Source organism: Hamadaea sp. NPDC051192 (assembly GCF_040682475.1).
GTDB lineage: Bacteria > Actinomycetota > Actinomycetes > Mycobacteriales > Micromonosporaceae > Hamadaea > Hamadaea flava.
Map to the genome: position 1 here is coordinate 26239 of NZ_JBFBAZ010000047.1, position 15319 is coordinate 41557.

Below are 15319 nucleotides of genomic sequence, written 5' to 3' on the forward strand. Positions count from 1 at the left end.
AAACAGCAGGCCAGAGGCATTCTCTGTAAGGAGCGATGGTGTAGGCGCACCAGACCGGGTTACCCGTAAGTATCTCCATAGTGGATCTTGAGGCGTTGTTCGGCCGCGTATCCGGCACGTTGAACGTTGTTCGGGCGCTCATCCGATTTTCGGAGGCGCGTCCGAAAACAGTGCCTCTCCGTGATCGGCGCAGGGACACCTCGGATGCGGTCCGAACAACGATCGCCGCTGGTAAGCAAGCTATACACGACGACGGCGATCATGTTCCGAGGCGCGGCGAGCGTGTGAACGAGCAGGTAATCGGCGTGTCGCCGCCGCACTCGGATGCCGGTCGCGAACAACCGTGGCTATGCCGCAGGAAAACCGTGCGCCATAGTTGTCGTGCGCTGCCGATACCTAGATTACTTAGAGTAATCAGACTTCGGATGACGTGTTCCTCTCCGGTTCACTGCGCCGAGGACAGCCCCAATGTGGAGGGGTCTGCGCCTCACCCGGGCGGCTGGCCCAACCGGCCGCCCAGCCGACGTCCCCGCCGGGCGGCGTCTCATCCCGCCGCCCGGCGTCCCGCCAGGCAAACATTCCAACCGCGCCGAGGTAGCAGCGAAGCAGCCTCACGAGCGGAGTCGGCTCAACTCGCGCATGGCCGCCCGCAGCGGCAGGTACTCGCCGGTCGCGTCGGGCCGGGGCGCGTGCAAATGCAGCGGCAGCCACACGCCACGGTCCAGCTTCGGGTACGCCGGCGGCAGGGCCGGCCACGCGTCGACGCCACCACTGACCAAGATCCGGGGCACTCGCGAGTAGTCGACACCGTCGAACGGCTCGACCTGCTTAGCGCGCACCCACATGGTCAGCAGCGCCCGCAGCTGGTTGCCGCGAAACCGCTGCCACGGCCAGCAGATCCCGGCCGCCCAGCCCTCCGGGTACGCCGCCCACACCAGCAGTGCCGCCTTCACCGGCCGCGGCGAGCCCTCCAGGGAGTCCACCCCGTGCACGGTGACGGTCGGCGGGTCGTCTGGCACGAGCCCGGTCAGCGACGTGACGTGCTCGGCCGGCATCGGCCGAGCCTACGGCGAAGGCCACCGTGACAGTGGGGCCGCCTCGGCGTGCCGGACATTCCCGCGCCGACGCGCGCGCACGCGCGTGAGGACGTGCGGCGCAAGGCCCGGCGAGTCCACATTCCTCACGCCCCCCGCCCATCGCCGCACCCCTTGACAGTGTTCAGGCGGGTACGAACAAGGGTGCTGGGCAGATCTTGGCTCAGAATCGATCTGACGGCGTTGTCCCTGGTCAAAGCGCTATCAGTCAACGGGCGGTTTGGCTGGCGGAACACAACATCCCTGGTCAGAGCACTGGTGGGATCCGAACCATGTATCCATCACGGGCACGTTCCGCCCGCGCTGTCGCCGGGGTTGGCATTGTGATCACGCCCGGCGAAACGTCACACTTCCGCGTGTGATGTTTTTCGATGGACCTGCGTCGGCGAACGTCCAGACACGACAGACGGCCCGAGACGACTGGTACTCGCCTCGGACCGCCCCACGATCATCCCAGCCCCAGCGGCTGGGGTCGACCAGGACGGAGAACCAGGTGCCCGCCACCCTCGCCCCACCCCAACCGAGCGGCCCCACTGTCACCGCCGCCCTCGGCGCCACCCGCACCAGCCACCGCTGGAACGAGATGCCCGGCAACTGGGACCGGCTCAACACCCGCATGATCTTCGCCAGCAGCAACCCATGGGGCATCCCCGACCTGCCCACCGCCGGAGGTCTGGTCGAGCCTGCTCGGTTGGTGGCGTACAACGACCGGCGCGGCTGCGAGAACGCCGGCCCCGGCTCGTGCGTGCACTTCTTCCTCGACGACTACCGGTTCGAGACCGTATGGACCAAGCCCGAGCGGCCGCTGACCCGCCTGCAGCGGGTCGGTACGGCGCTGACGCCGGACTTCAGCCTGTGGCGCGACATGCCTCTGGCGATGCAGCTGTGGCAGGTCTACCGCGCCCGCTGGTGCGGCGCCTGGATGGCCGCCCACGGCCTGCACATCATCCCGACCATCTCCTGGTCGACCCCCGACACGTTCGACTTCGCGTTCGCCGGGATCGCGCCGGAAAGCCTGGTCGCGGTGTCCACCGTGGGCGTACGCGACCGTGACGCCCAGGCGCTGTTCGCGGCCGGCTACACGGCGATGCTGACCGCGCTCGACCCGGTGTGCGTCCTGATCTACGGCACGCCACCGCCCGAGGACCTGACCGCAGGTACGCCCGTGCACGTGTACCCGAGTCGCTGGGCCGGCCGCTGATGGGCGGCCGCGGCAGCAAGGGCCACGCCACCGCAACGCCGGCGACCGGTTCGTCATCGCCGAGCTCGTCATCTACGGGCTCGTCAGTGGTGCCGCCGCCAGCACCGCCCAGTCCAGGCGATCGGGTGATGACATGGGAGGACCTGGGCAGCCCGAAGGGGCCGCCGCCGGTCGGCGCGGTCATCGGGTACGAAGGCGGCACCTACGAGTTGCTGCCCGGCGAACCTCGCCGCTACCGGGTGACCGCAGCAGACGGCAGAGACATCTCCGACCAGGTCTGGGCGGCCCCCGATCGGAACTCCGCCGCCGAGGACGCGCGTACGGCACTACGCATGGACGCCTACGACCGGGCCGCCAGCGAAGCGTCGATCGCCTCCGGCCAGATGGACGCCTGGGACGCCATCCCCGGATCCTGGTCCTACGACGACACCACGGCCGGGTTCGGCCGCGCCCGGGCCGCCGAGAAGGAACCGATCCGTGCCGCCCTGCAACGGTGGGCCACACACGGAGGCCAGGTGGACGAGACCCGGATGGCCGAGCCGCCGGTCAACCGGGCCCTGCGCGGTGCGATGCCACACAACGACGAGACCCACGCCGACGTTGCCGCGCTCGACCGGGCCCTGGAGCTGTCCAGGATCCGCAAGAAGATCACCGTCTACCGTGGCGTCAGCGACGGCAGCCACATCCTGCCCAACGACTGGCAGACCCGGGACCTGACCGGCCTGGCCTGGTCGAGCCCCGGGTACACGCCGGTCACCGGCAACGCGGCCACCGCCGAGGTCTACACCGGGCTGCCCGAAGACCGCGGCTTCGCCATCCGGCTGCATCTGCCCAAGGGCGCGGCCGCGGTGGCGATCCGCGACGACCCCGGCGCCGTCGACGACGAGGGCGAGGTCGTGCTCCCCCGTGGCCTGACCTTCCGTGTCATCGCCGACCACGGCGTCCAAGGCGACCACGGCATCCGATGGCTCGACGTGGAGGCCGCCGAACCGTCATGACCCGCCAGCCCTGCTCGGTTGATGGCCAACAGGAAACGGAGGCGCGAGATGGTGACCAGGCGATCCCGGCTGTCGTGTCAGGCGCTACCCGGCGGCGGGCACGCCCGAGCGGCCGGCCTGCTGACCGACGTCGACCTCAAGGCCATCGAGGACTTCCGGGCGCTGCTCGCCATTCGGCCGGCCGACGTCGACGAGGACCAGGCCGACGAGCAGACACCAGCCGAACTTGAGGACGACAACGAATGAGCGGCGTAAGCACGGAGGACCGCTCGGTCTGTCTGGGGCCGACCTGCGAGAAGACCGTCGAGCAGCGCCAGGGCGGTCGCCGCGCCTGGTACTGCTCCCGGGCCTGCCAGCAGGCGGCCTACCGGCAGCGGCGCGCACCAACCGAACAGCACCTGCGGCAGCTAGTCGTCGACCAGCTCGACCGCGTCCAGCTGGTCGACGTCGACCAGCTGCGCGAGCAACTGGATGGCGTGGACGCCGAGACCCTGCGCCGGATCCACCAGCACCTGAACACGATCCGCCGCCTGCTGGCAGACCTCATCGAGGTACACGAACCGTGAGCCTGCGATCTGGCCCTTGTCAGTGGGTGTCTTTACGCTGGAGCCCGGCGGCCGCGCCCGCCTGACTCCGAGCCATCTGGCGCCCACGCCGCCGACGGTGACCGAGGACAAGGGTCTACGACTCGCGCGCCGCCTTCTCAGCTGTGGACGTCGAGCCTGTGGCGGAGGGGTGTGGGACCTCCAGCCCGAATGGACTCCGTCATGACCAGCGACAAGACCCGCAAGACCGCCGCGCGTGCCCTGGCCGCGCAGCAGGGCATCAGCTACACCGCCGCCCTGCGCCGCATGAACGGCGATCCGGGTCGCCCGGCGTCCGTCCCGCCGCCACCCGGCGTGGACCCGCTGCGCGAGTACTACCAGCAGGCCCGCGTCACCATCTGGACGCCCGAACAGCACGCCCACGAGGCCCGCCGCGCCACCCTCGTTGCCGGCGGCCGCGCCTGGCACCTGGCCGACCGGTACCCGCCGCTGAAGCCCAAGAGCCACTACGGGTTCGTGTTCGGCGGGACGGGCGTGATGAGCAACGTCCTGGCCCTGGAACTGCTGTACTTGGTCGCCCTGCACGAGCAGCCGGACCTGTGGCCCGACCCCAAGCACCTGGCGTGGGTCGCCGAGCTCGCCGACACCGACGCCGTCGACGCCGCGTGCGCCGAACTGGACCGCGCCGCCCGGCTCGTCGTCGACGGCGACCACAAACGGCTGCACAGCGAACGCATCCCCGCCGCGCTCGAAGCCGGACGCCAGCTGCCCGACCGGCGTCGCCGCGAAGAGGCCGCGCGCGTGGCGTCCGGGTACCACCAGGCAACCAAGGTCCCGTACGGCTACAACGAGGCCGGATTCCCCCAGTACGCAGGCGTGCAGATCCGCGCCGCCCGCCAGGTGCTCGACGCCACGCTGACCGCCACCAGCGGTGGCTACGCCCCGGGAAACCGGGTCGAGGTCAGCTCGGGCGAACACACCGGCGCAACAGGACTCGTGATCGGGATCGAGTGGGCGGTATCCGGGCCGCCGGCCGAGTACGTCATCGAGGCGCGCGGCACCTTCCCGGGCATGATCGTTCCCGCCGAACACGTCCGGCTCGCGCCTTCCTGATGGTGTCTGACGGTGTCCGATGTCCCTGAATGACCGCGTGTCGACCGCTTTTGGACGGCGTGTCGCGCGTCGTGTGTCGCCAGCGGATCGTTGCGCACGGTGTCATGCCTCGCCGCGTCACGTGACGAAGCGCGAGTAGAGACGGTGGAAGCCCCGCCCGGCCGGCCAGACCAAGAAGCGAGGCTCCCCGAAGCGGCCCTGCCGTCAGGCAGGGCCGCACCCGTTCATGGCGTTGAACAACGCCGCCAGGGCCTGGACGAGCGTCGCGAGCGCGTACAGCGCCACGATCATCTCGCTCGGCTCCGGCTGGGGATCCAGATCGCGCATCGTGCGTTCCTTCCCGCCCCCGAGTGGGGCACGTGCGCTCACCGGAGCCGTGAAGGAAATGCACGAGGTCTGGGGCCCTCAACCCGTCAACTGCATGAGTGCCCAAAGTGGTTACGCCCTGCTATATAGCAGGCGGGTAAGTCGGTATTTGTCGGGTTGCCCTGGCTGCATGGATCTAGGCACCGGGTGATGGACGCGAGCCATCCGGATCCAGCGCGCGCGATGCCGGACGGCTCGCGTCGACCAGTTGCCCGGCGCGGGCCTTGGCCCGGGTGAGCTTCAGCTCGGGCAGGTGTGCGTAGAGCGTCGACCGGTGCACGCCGAGGATCTTCGCGATCGAGCTGACCGTGGCGCGGGGGTTGGCCAGCAGATCGAGGGCGGCTTGGACCTGCTGTGGGTTCATCGCCGGTGGCCGGCCGAGCCGTACGCCGCGTTCCTTGGCGGCTTCCAAGCCCTCGGCCGAGTTCTCCAGGATCAACTCGCGAAGGAACTCGGCCAACGCCGCAAACACATGGAAGATCAACCGTCCCGCCGGGGAGCTGGTGTCTAGCTGCTCCTTGAGCGACTTGAATCCGATCCCCTGCGTACGCAGGTCACCCACGATGGTGATCAGATCCTTCAGCGAGCGGCCCATCCGCGACAGCTCGGTAACCACCACGGCGTCACCGGGCCGCGCGTACTCCAGGCACTTGATCAGCTCGGGCCGGTCGGCGTTCTTGCCCGACAGCTTGTCGGCGAAGATCTTGGCGCAGCCCGCGGCCTTCAACGCGATCATCTGACGGTCGAGGTTCTGAGCCTTGGTCGACACACGGGCATAGCCGATCAGTACGCCACCCGGCGAGACCGGAACGGGCTGAAGTAAGTCGTCACCGTCGACCAGGACCAGAGCGCCGGATGGTGAGGGGTGCGTCGTCATGACCGCGAGTGTAGGGAAAAGCCACTTCGCATCTTTTGCGACACTCCGACTTTTCGACACTACTTTTCCGACACTCCGCGCCGGGGTGGATCCGAGGTCACATGGTTCCGGCGACCATCCATGATGGACTGTCGGAAAAACCGTCGTTTTCCGACACCCACGGTTGACCCTGGCGAGACGGCGCACACTCCCAGGCCATGACCCTCACCTCTCACAAGCCCGGAACCCCACTGCGGTTCACCATCGAGTCCCACTGCCCACGCCACGGCGGACCTGGCATGTTCCCACCCGGCCCGCGCGTCGGCGACGTCCAGCTGCGCACGTGCGCCGACTGCGGCCACACGATCGAGACGCCGGCGTACGACTGGATCCACCCGGCCAACGCCGACCTGCTCGTTGAGGGGTGACCTGGTGTCCCTCGTCGGCCTACGCTCAGTCCGTGCCGGTGGCGCACCCGCCGGCACCAAGACCAGAGACCTCAGCTCGCCCCCCGTGCGGGCTGGGGTCGCTTCATACGCTCAGCGACGAACTACGAGGCCGCTGGTCGTGTGACCTGGGTGTTGCAGGCTGTGTACACGGTTAGCGATATCGGCTGGTTGTCCTCCCCGTCCGATAGAGTTCCCCCGCCAGCGCATGGGCGCAAAAAAACGACCCCCTTGCGGGGGCCGTTCCTGCGGTATCTCTCCGCGTCGTATACGCCCACTGTACACGACCAAGCCCCGCCAGTTCCCTCCAGTTCCTGCCTGTTCCCCGCCCAAACTCTCCCGCTCCCCACCCGGACGGGCCCGTATGACGCTCAGGAGGCTCTGCAACGTGGCAGCCATCACGGCCTACGTCGACGGCTTCAACCTGTACTTCGGCATGCACAACAAGTACGGCCGCCGGTACCAGTGGCTCGACGTCGTGGAGCTGGTCCGGCGAACCCGCCGCGATGACCAGGTGAGCGTCGTTCGCTACTTCAGCGCGATCGTGAAGAACGAGCCCGCGGCGGCCCAGAACCAGCAGGACTACCTCGCGGCGCTGGCCGCGCACAACGGCCAGCTCGTCGACGTCCGGCTCGGCCGGTTCAAAGACCGCACCATCAAGCCGTGTCGCCGCTGCTCAAAGCCCTACCAGTGCGGCTGCCCCCGTGACTACAAGAGCTACGAGGAGAAGGAGACCGACGTCGCCCTCGGCGCCATGATGGTCGCCGACGCCGCCCAAGGAATCGGCGACGCCACCATGCTCATCAGCGCCGACACCGACCTCGTGCCCGCTCTCGCAGCGGTGCGGCTGGTCGCCCCCACTCGGCCGATCTACCTCGCCCTGCCACCCGGTAACTCCGGCTTCTCCGGCCGCTGGACGGCGATCGGCGACGTGCGGCCGTTCTTCATCAACGAGTCAGCACTGCGCAACGCCCAGCTGCCGCCGACCGTCACCGACGCCGCCAACAGGGTGTTCCACCGGCCCGCGAAATGGGCCTGATCGTGACGTGAAGACCCACGGTGCGCCCACGCGATTCCGTGGAGTCAAGGCTTGAGGCCAGGAGGATTCGGAAGGCCGCCGATGACCACAGCGCCCCGGTCGTGCCAGGGCACGACCGGGGCGCCGAACGCCAGGGGAGCTACCGCCGCCGTACGACGACGGGCCGACCTTCACTGATCGCGGTTGCGATTTCGGTCCAGCCGTCCCATTTCAGGCCGCGCGCGGTGGCGCGGCGGTGGAGTTCGGCGACCACGTCGGAGACGGGCCGTCCGGAGTGTGTGCGAGCGACCGGCTGAACGATCTCCTGGTCGATCTTGAGTACGACGTTGTCGCCGATCCGGCGCAACGCCTGCTGGTTGACCTTTACCTTTACCGCCATGATCAGGCCAACGTGCCCGATGTGCCCCTTATTCCCATCAAGCCTGGGTTGTCCTCGGCATCCTGGACGACCTGTGGTGGTCGGTTTCGGCTCTCCTGGTCAGACGGTGCGGGGAATCAGTTGAGGCCGGCGGCTGTGGCTTCGGTGCGCAGGGTATTCCAGCCGTTGACGACCTCGGCGAGCGCCTTGCCGCCTTCCCCGCGCATGCGGTCGATGTGCGGGCCGATCGCGGTCACGGTGTAGGCGTACAGGTCGGAGCGGCACTGGGCGTCGGCGGCCGCGGCGACCTTCTCCGCTTCGGACGCGGCCAGGAACGGTTGCAGGCGCCGCAGTTCGTCGACGCCGGTCGAGACGGCGGGGAACCGGGCCACGGTCTGCTGGTGCAGCTCGGCCCATGACTTGACGTAGATGCCCGTCTGTCCGAGGCAGTCGAGGTATTCGGCGTCGAGCTGCTGATACTGCTCGGTCCCGGTGACCTCGCGCAGGCCGTTCTCCAGCGAGGTGCTCTGGTCGACCACTCCGGTCGGGTAGGTGTTGGCGATGAACGTGTCGCCGGCGTTCTGGCACTTGTCCATCGCCGCGGTGTACGCCTTGCCCGCCTCGCCGGTGGCGAGCCCCGCTGGGTTGCCGCCGGCGAGGCGCGTCTGCTGGACGCCGGTCGCCGATTGGATCTTTCCTGCGGCGATGCCCCAGTCGTGGCCGAGCGGGGCCACCCCGTCGATGTCGCCGATCGCGATGGGCGCCGCGCCGCCGATGCCCTGGTATGCGGGCGGCTGGTAGTCGTGCCCAGCGTCGCGCATGCAGGTGGCGATGGCCTGCTGCATGCGGTGATGAGCGAGCCGGTCGGCGAGCTGCCGATCGGCGCTGGTGCCCCAGATGTCGGTGACCAGCTGCTCGTAGCGGGCGGCGGCCGGACTGGTCGCGAATGTTCCATCGGTCTGGCCGGCCTGGTTCGTGGCGCAGCCGGCGAGCAGCCCGAGGGCTACGGCGGCGGCCGCCGTGGTGGTGATGAGCGTGTGTCGCATGAGACCTTCCTTGACGGTCGTTGGCGGGATGGTCATGAGGCGCACGACAGCGGGTTTCCGCCGCTGAACGAAATGACGGTGTTGTCCACGTTGCGCGTCTTGTGGTACGCGCAGTTGTTCGGGAACGCGACGTTGATCGAGTTCACGACCGTGATCAGGAACCCGGTCGCGTTGACGCACTGCGAGGCGGACGTATTCGTCTGCTGGTCGGGGCCGTAGCAGGTGCCAGCCTTCTGAAGCCCCTGGATCGTGGACGCGCTGTCGATGACCTCGGAGTCGATCGAGGCGGTGGACCGGCAGGTCCGCCAGGCGCGGGCGTCGTGGTGACCGCTGGAGACTTTCCAGTCGAACAGGCTGTCCAGACACCAGCCGCTGGCGAGGGTGCCTCCGGCGTAGACCTGGCCGTAGAGATAGTCCAGGCCGGCGTCCCAGGTCTGCTTGCCGTACGAGCCGCTCGTGGGGCCCTTGTACTCGGTCCGCGATCCCCACGACTCGATGGCGTGGGCGGCGCCCGGCGTCGCGAACACGAGAGCGACTGCCAGCAGGCTGGCGGCGGTGGTTCGGAGGGTTCTTCGCATGAGGGGACTCCGTTCTACCGACGACGGTTCAACGACCGTCCGGCGTGGTTGGAAGGGATAGAGCGTTCCGCCACAGCGCTGTGAACTGGGCAGGAACGGTTACGGCCGGGCGAGGCGCGGTCGTTTGTGGGCGAACCGCGGTGTCCTCGCCCGGCCGTTGCCCGCCTGGTTGCGAGCCAGGCGTCCGGTCGGCACCGTGCCTCCACACCGGGTGCGGTGTGCGGCACCCCTGCTCACGCAGTCACGGTGCCGAGCTTCGTGCACCGGTTGGTCGGTGCAGCATCAGCCGCCATACGTGAGTGAGCAGCGGCGCGGTGCTGGTGAGCGTTCCTTGGACGGTCGGCAGACGCACGGTCGGAGCGACCAACGCGGCCTGGGCCAGCGCGTCTGTGAGCGGGACGCGCTTGTCCTGTCCGGGGGAACGAGGCCACATCTTTCCGATCACTCCTCCCGTGCGTAAGCCTTGGGGCTCGAATCAGCAGGTGGAGGCTTTGTCGCAGTCCGCCGATTCCTTGGTGCCCTCGGCGGCCCGTCGCCGCCGCCACTTCGATGGTGGGCGTAGCGTCGTGAGTGGATCCACCGGATCGGCGCTGACAAATAGGCGCGCGCCGTTTTGTCAGCGGCTACGGGTGACAGGAGACCGAGTGTCGACGTTCGCTGACGGCCTGCGCCGGTTGCGTGTGCAGCGCGGACTGTCGCAGCGGGACCTGGCCGAGCGAGTGATCTATGACCCCAGCTATATCGCGAAGCTGGAAGCCGGGCGGACGCCGAGCGAGCGGGCGGCCCGAGAACTCGACGTTGCCCTGTCGGCCCGCGGCGACCTGATCGCGGCCGCCCACCTGGACCAGGCGGCACGCCGGGATACAAACCCGTCCGCGACGACCGACCTACTAGCTCGGCTGCGCCGAGCCGACGCCGGCGCAGCAACGCTCGATCAACTCGCGATCGAGGTGGAACAGCTGTGCTGCCGGTACGTCCATGACGACCCCAGCCAGCTGCGGACCGAAACCCACGGGCTGCTGCGCCGGGTGAGCGGCGTGCTACGTCGAGGTTCGCCAAGCCTGCGCGCGCATACCGAACTACTGGTCCAGGCTGGGTGGCTGGCGCTGCTGGCCGGCTGCCTTGAGTACGACATGGGTCTGTCGGCGTCGGCCGAGAACACCCGGGTCGGGGCGATACAGCTCGGGCGGGAGGCCGGTGCCTCGGAGATCGTCGGCTGGGGATATGAGATGGCGGCCTGGTTCGCGTTGACCTCTGGCCGGTACGAGGACGTGCTCGACCACGCCAGGGCTGGCCAGAACGCGGCGCCCGAGCACGGAGTGCGGCTGCAACTGCTCGGCCAGGAAGCCAAGGCCCTGGCCCGGCTGGGAGACGTTGACGGGCTGCGCCGGGTGCTCGACCTGGGCCAGAGTCTGCTCGATCAGTACGGCAACAAAGGACGGACCGACAACCACTTCGTGATCGACACCCAGAAGTGGCCGTTCTACTCGATGGATGCGATGCGTCTGGCGGGGGCGACCGAGACGGCTGCTGAGTACGCGCAGATCGTGATCGACACCCACACCACAGCGGACGGTCAGGTCACCTCGCCGATGCGAGTGGCCGAGGCCCGGCTGACCCTGGCGGTGGCGGCCGCGCGAGCGGGCGAGCTGGAGCAGGCGGTCGACGGTGGGATCGCTGCGCTGGCCGCTGCCCGGCAGAGCCTGCCCAGCCTGCTCATGGTGGCGGGCGAGCTGGACGCGGAGCTGCAAGCCCAGTATCGAGGTGCGCCAGAAGCGCAGACGTACCGTTCGGCGGTACGCGACCTGCAGGCCGCCCTCGGTAATGGTTGAGAGACCTTGCCCCCGCCGGATGGCAGCCTGGTCAGGAAGGCTCGATGTCCCAGCTGTGCGCGCCCGGATGTCCAGCGATGTGAGTACACGGGACGTTGTCGTACTGGTCGTTCACGCCGTACTCGGCCGTGCAGCTGGGTGCGAACACCATCGAGGTGTAGGTCTCGGCTCGTTCGAAATACACCCACAGGTCCTCGGCCGGGTGCCCAGGCGTTCCTGCGCCGGCCAGCTGGGCGAGATGCTGCCCGCCGTGAGCGTCCTCCAGCTCGCAGTTGACTATCGAGCCGATCTGGAAACCGCTGCCAGGCAGTGAGTTGATGTAGTCGCGGTGCGACGCGTACAGCGCCAACTGGGCCAGGCACCCCGGCGCTGTCGTCGGCGGATTCGGCAGATACACCATGGGCCAGCAGCGTAGCGGCCACCGCAGCGGATTCAGAGCTGCGGCGGCGGCACAGACCCTCGACATGCTTCAACCTTCCGGGTGCTGCACGCGACCTCAACGCCTGCCTACGCTGGCCGCGTGCCGGTGGCGCACCCGCCGGCACTTGACCAGCGACCTCAGCCCGTCCCCCGTCGAGCTGGGGTCGCTTCACGTCTAGTGCCGGTGCGGGTCCCTCTTATCCTCGCCAAGTGAACTTCTGGGGCGGTGTGGCCGGTGGCCTGGTGACGTTCGTGGTGGTTGAGTGGGTGTTCCGACCGCTGATCAACACTGTGAACGAGGGGCGTACGACCCGCCGCGAGCTTGAGGCGCTGCTGTTGCAGTTGGCGCTATGCGCCGCGTGGCTGGCAGAAGATCTGCCCAAGCAGTTACACCCCGAGGTTCGCCTGCGCGTCCTCGAGGATCGCCGCCGCGCTTACGACCAGCTGTGTGATCTCACTCAGCAGATCTTCCTCAACGCCGGGCGTTACGCCGGAGCGTACCCAGGGCGACTGCGAGATCTCGTAATGCGCTACATCATGACGGTTCACGGCCTGGTCCTGTCGCGCCGTACGCGCGCGGACCAAGCGAAGAGGATCAAGGATCTGGCTGAGCCGATGGCCAGAGCGATCGATATACGCCTGCTCGCAGCGGGCCGCATCGTTCCTGCTGTTCGCGAGACCCAGAGGGCGCTTGACCGCATCGACGCCGACGACGAGCCGGCGATCGTGACGTAGGGCGCATTCTCGACAAAAATGCTTGTCAGACGACTCAGTGTTGGACAGTTGGAAAGTCTGACTGTCAGACTGGGTCTATGACCGAGGTACAGCACGCTGGGGCCGACGCCCGCCGCGACGGCAAGCCGTCTCGGGCCAAGGAAGCCCGCGGCCGCAACACCATGACCGCCACCCTGCGTGCCAAGGGTGGCATCACCTTGCCGCAGGCCGTCCGCGAGAAGCTACATCTGGAGGAAGGCGACCAGGTGATCGTCACCGAACGCGACGGCAGCATCGTGCTCACCCCGGCCGCCATCATCCCCCGTGACCAGGAGTGGTTCTGGACGCCGGAATGGCAGGCGAAGGAAGCCGAGGCCGACGCCGAACTGGCTCGCGGTGAGTTCGAGCGCTACGACAGCGACGAGGAGTTCCTGAAGGCGCTGGGCAGCGACGACTGATGCCGACGTTCCTTGCCCTGTCTGGCTTCCTGCGCGAGTTCGGCAAGCTCACTCCCGCCCAGCAGGCCGCGTTTCGCCGAGCCGTCGCGAACTTCGTCACCGACCTGCGTGCAGGCAGCTTCCGCAGAGGGCTGCGCGTGAAGAAGATGGCCGGCCACGACGACATCTGGGAGATGACGTGGGCCGACGACGGCCGCGCGACGTTCGAGTACGGAGATCCCGTCCGTGAAGGCGAGCCTCACATCGTGTGGCGCCGCATCGGCACTCACGACATCTTCGACCGCCCCTGACCGCGATCTCCCGACCGACCGACAACACGAGCGGCCCCGCCTGGAAGCAAAGACCGCTCGCGACTCCGAAGGAGCAGATCAATCATGACCCCTGACCTGCGCACAGCCGACCATATCGGCGCCGCGATTTCCGACGCGCGCACCGAGCTCGGCCGCGTCGACGCCAAGGCTGGCACCCTGCTCGGCATCGACGGCGTCCTGCTCGGACTGGTCGGCTCCGTCCTGCTGACCCAGCTGCAGGGCGCGGCCGCAGTTCTCGGCTGGCTGGCCGAGTCGCTCTACGCCGCCAGTGCGGCCGCGCTGCTGGTCGCGGTCTATCCGCGGCTGCCCCGGCTTCCCGGCTCGCTGTACGACCAGTCCACCATGACGCCGGCGCAGCTCGCCGAGTCGTACGCAGACGCGGACGCCGTGATCGCACACCGTGCGGGCCAGCTACCCGGCATGGCCCGCCTCGCGCTGGCCAAGTACCGCAACGTCCAGCAGGCCGTCTGGCTTCTCGCCGCTGGCGTCGCCGTCCTGCTTGTCACCCTTGCCGTCCAGCTCGCCCACTGACGAGCGAGAACCATGAAGACCCCAGCCGGAAGGCTGGGGTCTTCATGTGATTGCCGCCTCAGCTAAGAAACGTGCGCCAAGCTGACGGGGGCTGGAAGCACCAGTCCTGCCGCACGTTGTGCTAGCCAACCGGACTCGGTCCGGCGCTCTGGGGCGTGCCATGTGCGCAAGTGGCAGAAGCCTCGCGCCAAGTAGTAGCTCTGGAGTGCCATGTTGTCGCGTCGAACATCGATGCGAAGCCAGCGCTTGCCCGAATCCCGGGTTCGGGTCGCGGCCCAGTTCAGCGCAGCGTCCGCTATGCCTTGACTGGCGTGAGAGCGGCGAACGATGAGCTTCGACAGGTAGAGCGCATCGTGCCGATCTTCGGACCAGGCCCAGAAGTCCTCATCGGGCTGCGCGTACAGGCTGAACGTGGCAACAACTATGCCGTGGTTCTCAACAACCCAGGCGCTCCCGTCATCGACGAACTGCTTGAGGACCGAGCGGGCATAGTCGCTGTAGTCCGAGGTCCATTGGGCTACACCCTTGGCCGCTAGCCACCGCTCAGCCTCTTCACGCAACTCGATGATCGTGTCAACGTCGCTGCCAGTTGCCTGGCGGACAACGAACCTGCTGCTCATTGACCATCGCTTTCATACATGATCGTCATGCGCTCGCCGATCGTGATAATCACGCGTACGGGCCGACCAGCCTTGTCGAAACCCGTTCTGACGTGCTCGGCCACCGCTGTTACAGGTGGCAGGTTCAGGCGCTGGCGCTCCTCGGCATCGGCGAGCCGTCCCACGATTTCATCTACAAACCGGACCTGGGGATGCCCAGCAGCCGCCATCAGGCCGCCAGGAATCGTGACGTCACCGGGGGTCATGATCGGGCTGCCCACCGCCACGTCCATCGGGTAGTAGGAGTCGGCGATCTGATTGGGCAGGTCGTTGACGAATCTGATTCGCCGGCGAGAGACGACAGACGTACCTGGATCGAGGCCAAGCCTCGCGCTGACGAGAGCGGGAGCCTCCACGATCTTCACCTCGACGTCCTGGCGCGGCGCGCTACCCTGCTGCGCGATATCAGCCGCCCACGCATCGAGCCCGGTTTCAGGTGTGTCCTGTCGCGTGCTGAGCGCCTCGAACCGCTGCGGCCACCACGGAATCCGACTGTGCTCTCGCACCATCCGGCCCTTGCCGCGGGCAACCCGGATTAGGCCCTCTTGTGTGAGGGTGGTCAGCGCTCGGCGGACCGTGTCGCGCGAGATCCCGTACAGCTCAGCGATCTCCTGCTCGGCCGGAAGGCGGCTGCCGGGCGGGAGGTTCCCAGACTCGATGCGCTGCCGCAAGACATCGGCGACTTGCTCGGCCAGAGGCCGTCGAGAGTGGAGATCAATCCCAGGTGGGTGGCTCATACCCCGGGATTGTACGT

The 15319-nt window shown here is 68.0% G+C and carries 21 protein-coding genes; 12 read left to right on the forward strand and 9 right to left on the reverse strand.

All coding sequences use genetic code 11. The annotated features are described in order from the left end of the window. Positions 1-611: 611 nt before the first annotated feature. Positions 612-1055, reverse strand: coding sequence for a hypothetical protein (locus AB0M47_RS20985; protein ID WP_363416097.1), 444 nt, complete (start codon positions 1053-1055; stop codon positions 612-614). 532 nt (positions 1056-1587) lie between these two features. On the opposite strand from AB0M47_RS20985, the gene AB0M47_RS20990 reads away from it, so the two are divergent. The 5 genes from AB0M47_RS20990 (at position 1588) to AB0M47_RS21010 (ending at position 4951) form a co-directional block, all read left to right on the forward strand. After that, positions 1588-2295, forward strand: a complete 708-nt coding sequence (locus AB0M47_RS20990; RefSeq protein WP_363416100.1) for a DUF4417 domain-containing protein — start codon at positions 1588-1590, stop codon at positions 2293-2295. Positions 2296-2423: 128 nt separating this feature from the next. Continuing rightward, positions 2424-3293 carry an ADP-ribosyltransferase gene (locus AB0M47_RS20995; RefSeq protein ID WP_363416103.1) on the forward strand — a complete coding sequence of 290 codons (870 nt, stop codon included), beginning with the start codon at positions 2424-2426 and terminating at the stop codon, positions 3291-3293. Positions 3294-3341: 48 nt separating this feature from the next. Beyond that, positions 3342-3539, forward strand: a complete 198-nt coding sequence (locus AB0M47_RS21000) for a hypothetical protein (protein WP_363416106.1) — start codon at positions 3342-3344, stop codon at positions 3537-3539. After that, positions 3536-3859 carry a hypothetical protein gene (locus tag AB0M47_RS21005; protein ID WP_363416109.1) on the forward strand — a complete coding sequence of 108 codons (324 nt, stop codon included), beginning with the start codon at positions 3536-3538 and terminating at the stop codon, positions 3857-3859. Before AB0M47_RS21000 ends, AB0M47_RS21005 begins: the two co-directional genes overlap by 4 nt. 201 nt (positions 3860-4060) lie before the next feature. Then, the gene (locus AB0M47_RS21010) at positions 4061-4951 is read left to right on the forward strand and encodes a hypothetical protein (protein ID WP_363416112.1); all 891 of its coding nucleotides are present in this window, start codon (positions 4061-4063) and stop codon (positions 4949-4951) included. A 204-nt stretch (positions 4952-5155) separates the two neighbouring features. Here the strand turns inward: AB0M47_RS21010 and AB0M47_RS21015 are convergent, their stop codons facing one another. Beyond that, positions 5156-5278 carry a hypothetical protein gene (locus tag AB0M47_RS21015; RefSeq protein WP_363416114.1) on the reverse strand — a complete coding sequence of 41 codons (123 nt, stop codon included), beginning with the start codon at positions 5276-5278 and terminating at the stop codon, positions 5156-5158. A 175-nt stretch (positions 5279-5453) separates the two neighbouring features. Beyond that, positions 5454-6194: a recombinase family protein gene (locus tag AB0M47_RS21020; protein WP_363416117.1), complete on the reverse strand. Its 741-nt coding sequence runs from the start codon at positions 6192-6194 to the stop codon at positions 5454-5456. Between the two features lie 197 nt (positions 6195-6391). Between AB0M47_RS21020 and AB0M47_RS21025 the strand changes: the two genes are divergently transcribed. Then, positions 6392-6601, forward strand: a complete 210-nt coding sequence (locus tag AB0M47_RS21025) for a hypothetical protein (RefSeq protein ID WP_363416120.1) — start codon at positions 6392-6394, stop codon at positions 6599-6601. 406 nt (positions 6602-7007) lie between these two features. Then, entirely contained in the window at positions 7008-7658 is a 651-nt protein-coding gene (locus AB0M47_RS21030; RefSeq protein WP_363416123.1) for an NYN domain-containing protein, read from the forward strand. A 139-nt stretch (positions 7659-7797) separates the two neighbouring features. On the opposite strand, the gene AB0M47_RS21035 is transcribed toward AB0M47_RS21030, so the two are convergent. The 3 genes from AB0M47_RS21035 to AB0M47_RS21045 form a co-directional block, all read right to left on the reverse strand. Further along, a complete protein-coding gene (locus tag AB0M47_RS21035) occupies positions 7798-8037 on the reverse strand; it encodes a hypothetical protein (RefSeq protein WP_363416125.1) in 240 nt (79 codons plus the stop codon). Positions 8038-8153: 116 nt separating this feature from the next. Beyond that, the gene (locus tag AB0M47_RS21040; protein ID WP_363416127.1) at positions 8154-9062 is read right to left on the reverse strand and encodes a hypothetical protein; all 909 of its coding nucleotides are present in this window, start codon (positions 9060-9062) and stop codon (positions 8154-8156) included. A gap of 32 nt (positions 9063-9094) precedes the next feature. Beyond that, the gene (locus tag AB0M47_RS21045; RefSeq protein ID WP_363416130.1) at positions 9095-9640 is read right to left on the reverse strand and encodes a hypothetical protein; all 546 of its coding nucleotides are present in this window, start codon (positions 9638-9640) and stop codon (positions 9095-9097) included. A gap of 644 nt (positions 9641-10284) precedes the next feature. Between AB0M47_RS21045 and AB0M47_RS21050 the strand changes: the two genes are divergently transcribed. Next, positions 10285-11472: a helix-turn-helix transcriptional regulator gene (locus AB0M47_RS21050; protein WP_363416133.1), complete on the forward strand. Its 1188-nt coding sequence runs from the start codon at positions 10285-10287 to the stop codon at positions 11470-11472. A gap of 31 nt (positions 11473-11503) precedes the next feature. Here the strand turns inward: AB0M47_RS21050 and AB0M47_RS21055 are convergent, their stop codons facing one another. Next, positions 11504-11872: a hypothetical protein gene (locus AB0M47_RS21055; protein ID WP_363416136.1), complete on the reverse strand. Its 369-nt coding sequence runs from the start codon at positions 11870-11872 to the stop codon at positions 11504-11506. A 230-nt stretch (positions 11873-12102) separates the two neighbouring features. Between AB0M47_RS21055 and AB0M47_RS21060 the strand changes: the two genes are divergently transcribed. The 4 genes from AB0M47_RS21060 to AB0M47_RS21075 all read left to right on the forward strand — a co-directional run bounded on the left by AB0M47_RS21060 (position 12103) and on the right by AB0M47_RS21075 (position 13906). Then, positions 12103-12627 (forward strand): hypothetical protein, encoded by a 525-nt coding sequence (locus AB0M47_RS21060; protein WP_363416139.1) that lies wholly within the window; start codon positions 12103-12105, stop codon positions 12625-12627. 77 nt (positions 12628-12704) lie between these two features. Then, the gene (locus tag AB0M47_RS21065) at positions 12705-13064 is read left to right on the forward strand and encodes an AbrB/MazE/SpoVT family DNA-binding domain-containing protein (protein WP_363416142.1); all 360 of its coding nucleotides are present in this window, start codon (positions 12705-12707) and stop codon (positions 13062-13064) included. Further along, a complete protein-coding gene (locus tag AB0M47_RS21070) occupies positions 13064-13354 on the forward strand; it encodes a hypothetical protein (protein WP_363416145.1) in 291 nt (96 codons plus the stop codon). Before AB0M47_RS21065 ends, AB0M47_RS21070 begins: the two co-directional genes overlap by 1 nt. A gap of 84 nt (positions 13355-13438) precedes the next feature. Continuing rightward, positions 13439-13906, forward strand: coding sequence for a Pycsar system effector family protein (locus AB0M47_RS21075; protein WP_363416148.1), 468 nt, complete (start codon positions 13439-13441; stop codon positions 13904-13906). 62 nt (positions 13907-13968) lie between these two features. Here the strand turns inward: AB0M47_RS21075 and AB0M47_RS21080 are convergent, their stop codons facing one another. Together AB0M47_RS21080 and AB0M47_RS21085 are read right to left on the reverse strand one after the other, a co-directional pair. Then, positions 13969-14526: a GNAT family N-acetyltransferase gene (locus AB0M47_RS21080; protein ID WP_363416151.1), complete on the reverse strand. Its 558-nt coding sequence runs from the start codon at positions 14524-14526 to the stop codon at positions 13969-13971. Then, positions 14523-15302, reverse strand: coding sequence for a GntR family transcriptional regulator (locus AB0M47_RS21085; protein WP_363416154.1), 780 nt, complete (start codon positions 15300-15302; stop codon positions 14523-14525). The genes AB0M47_RS21080 and AB0M47_RS21085 overlap by 4 nt, the downstream gene beginning before the upstream one ends. Between the last annotated feature and the right edge of the window lie 17 nt (positions 15303-15319).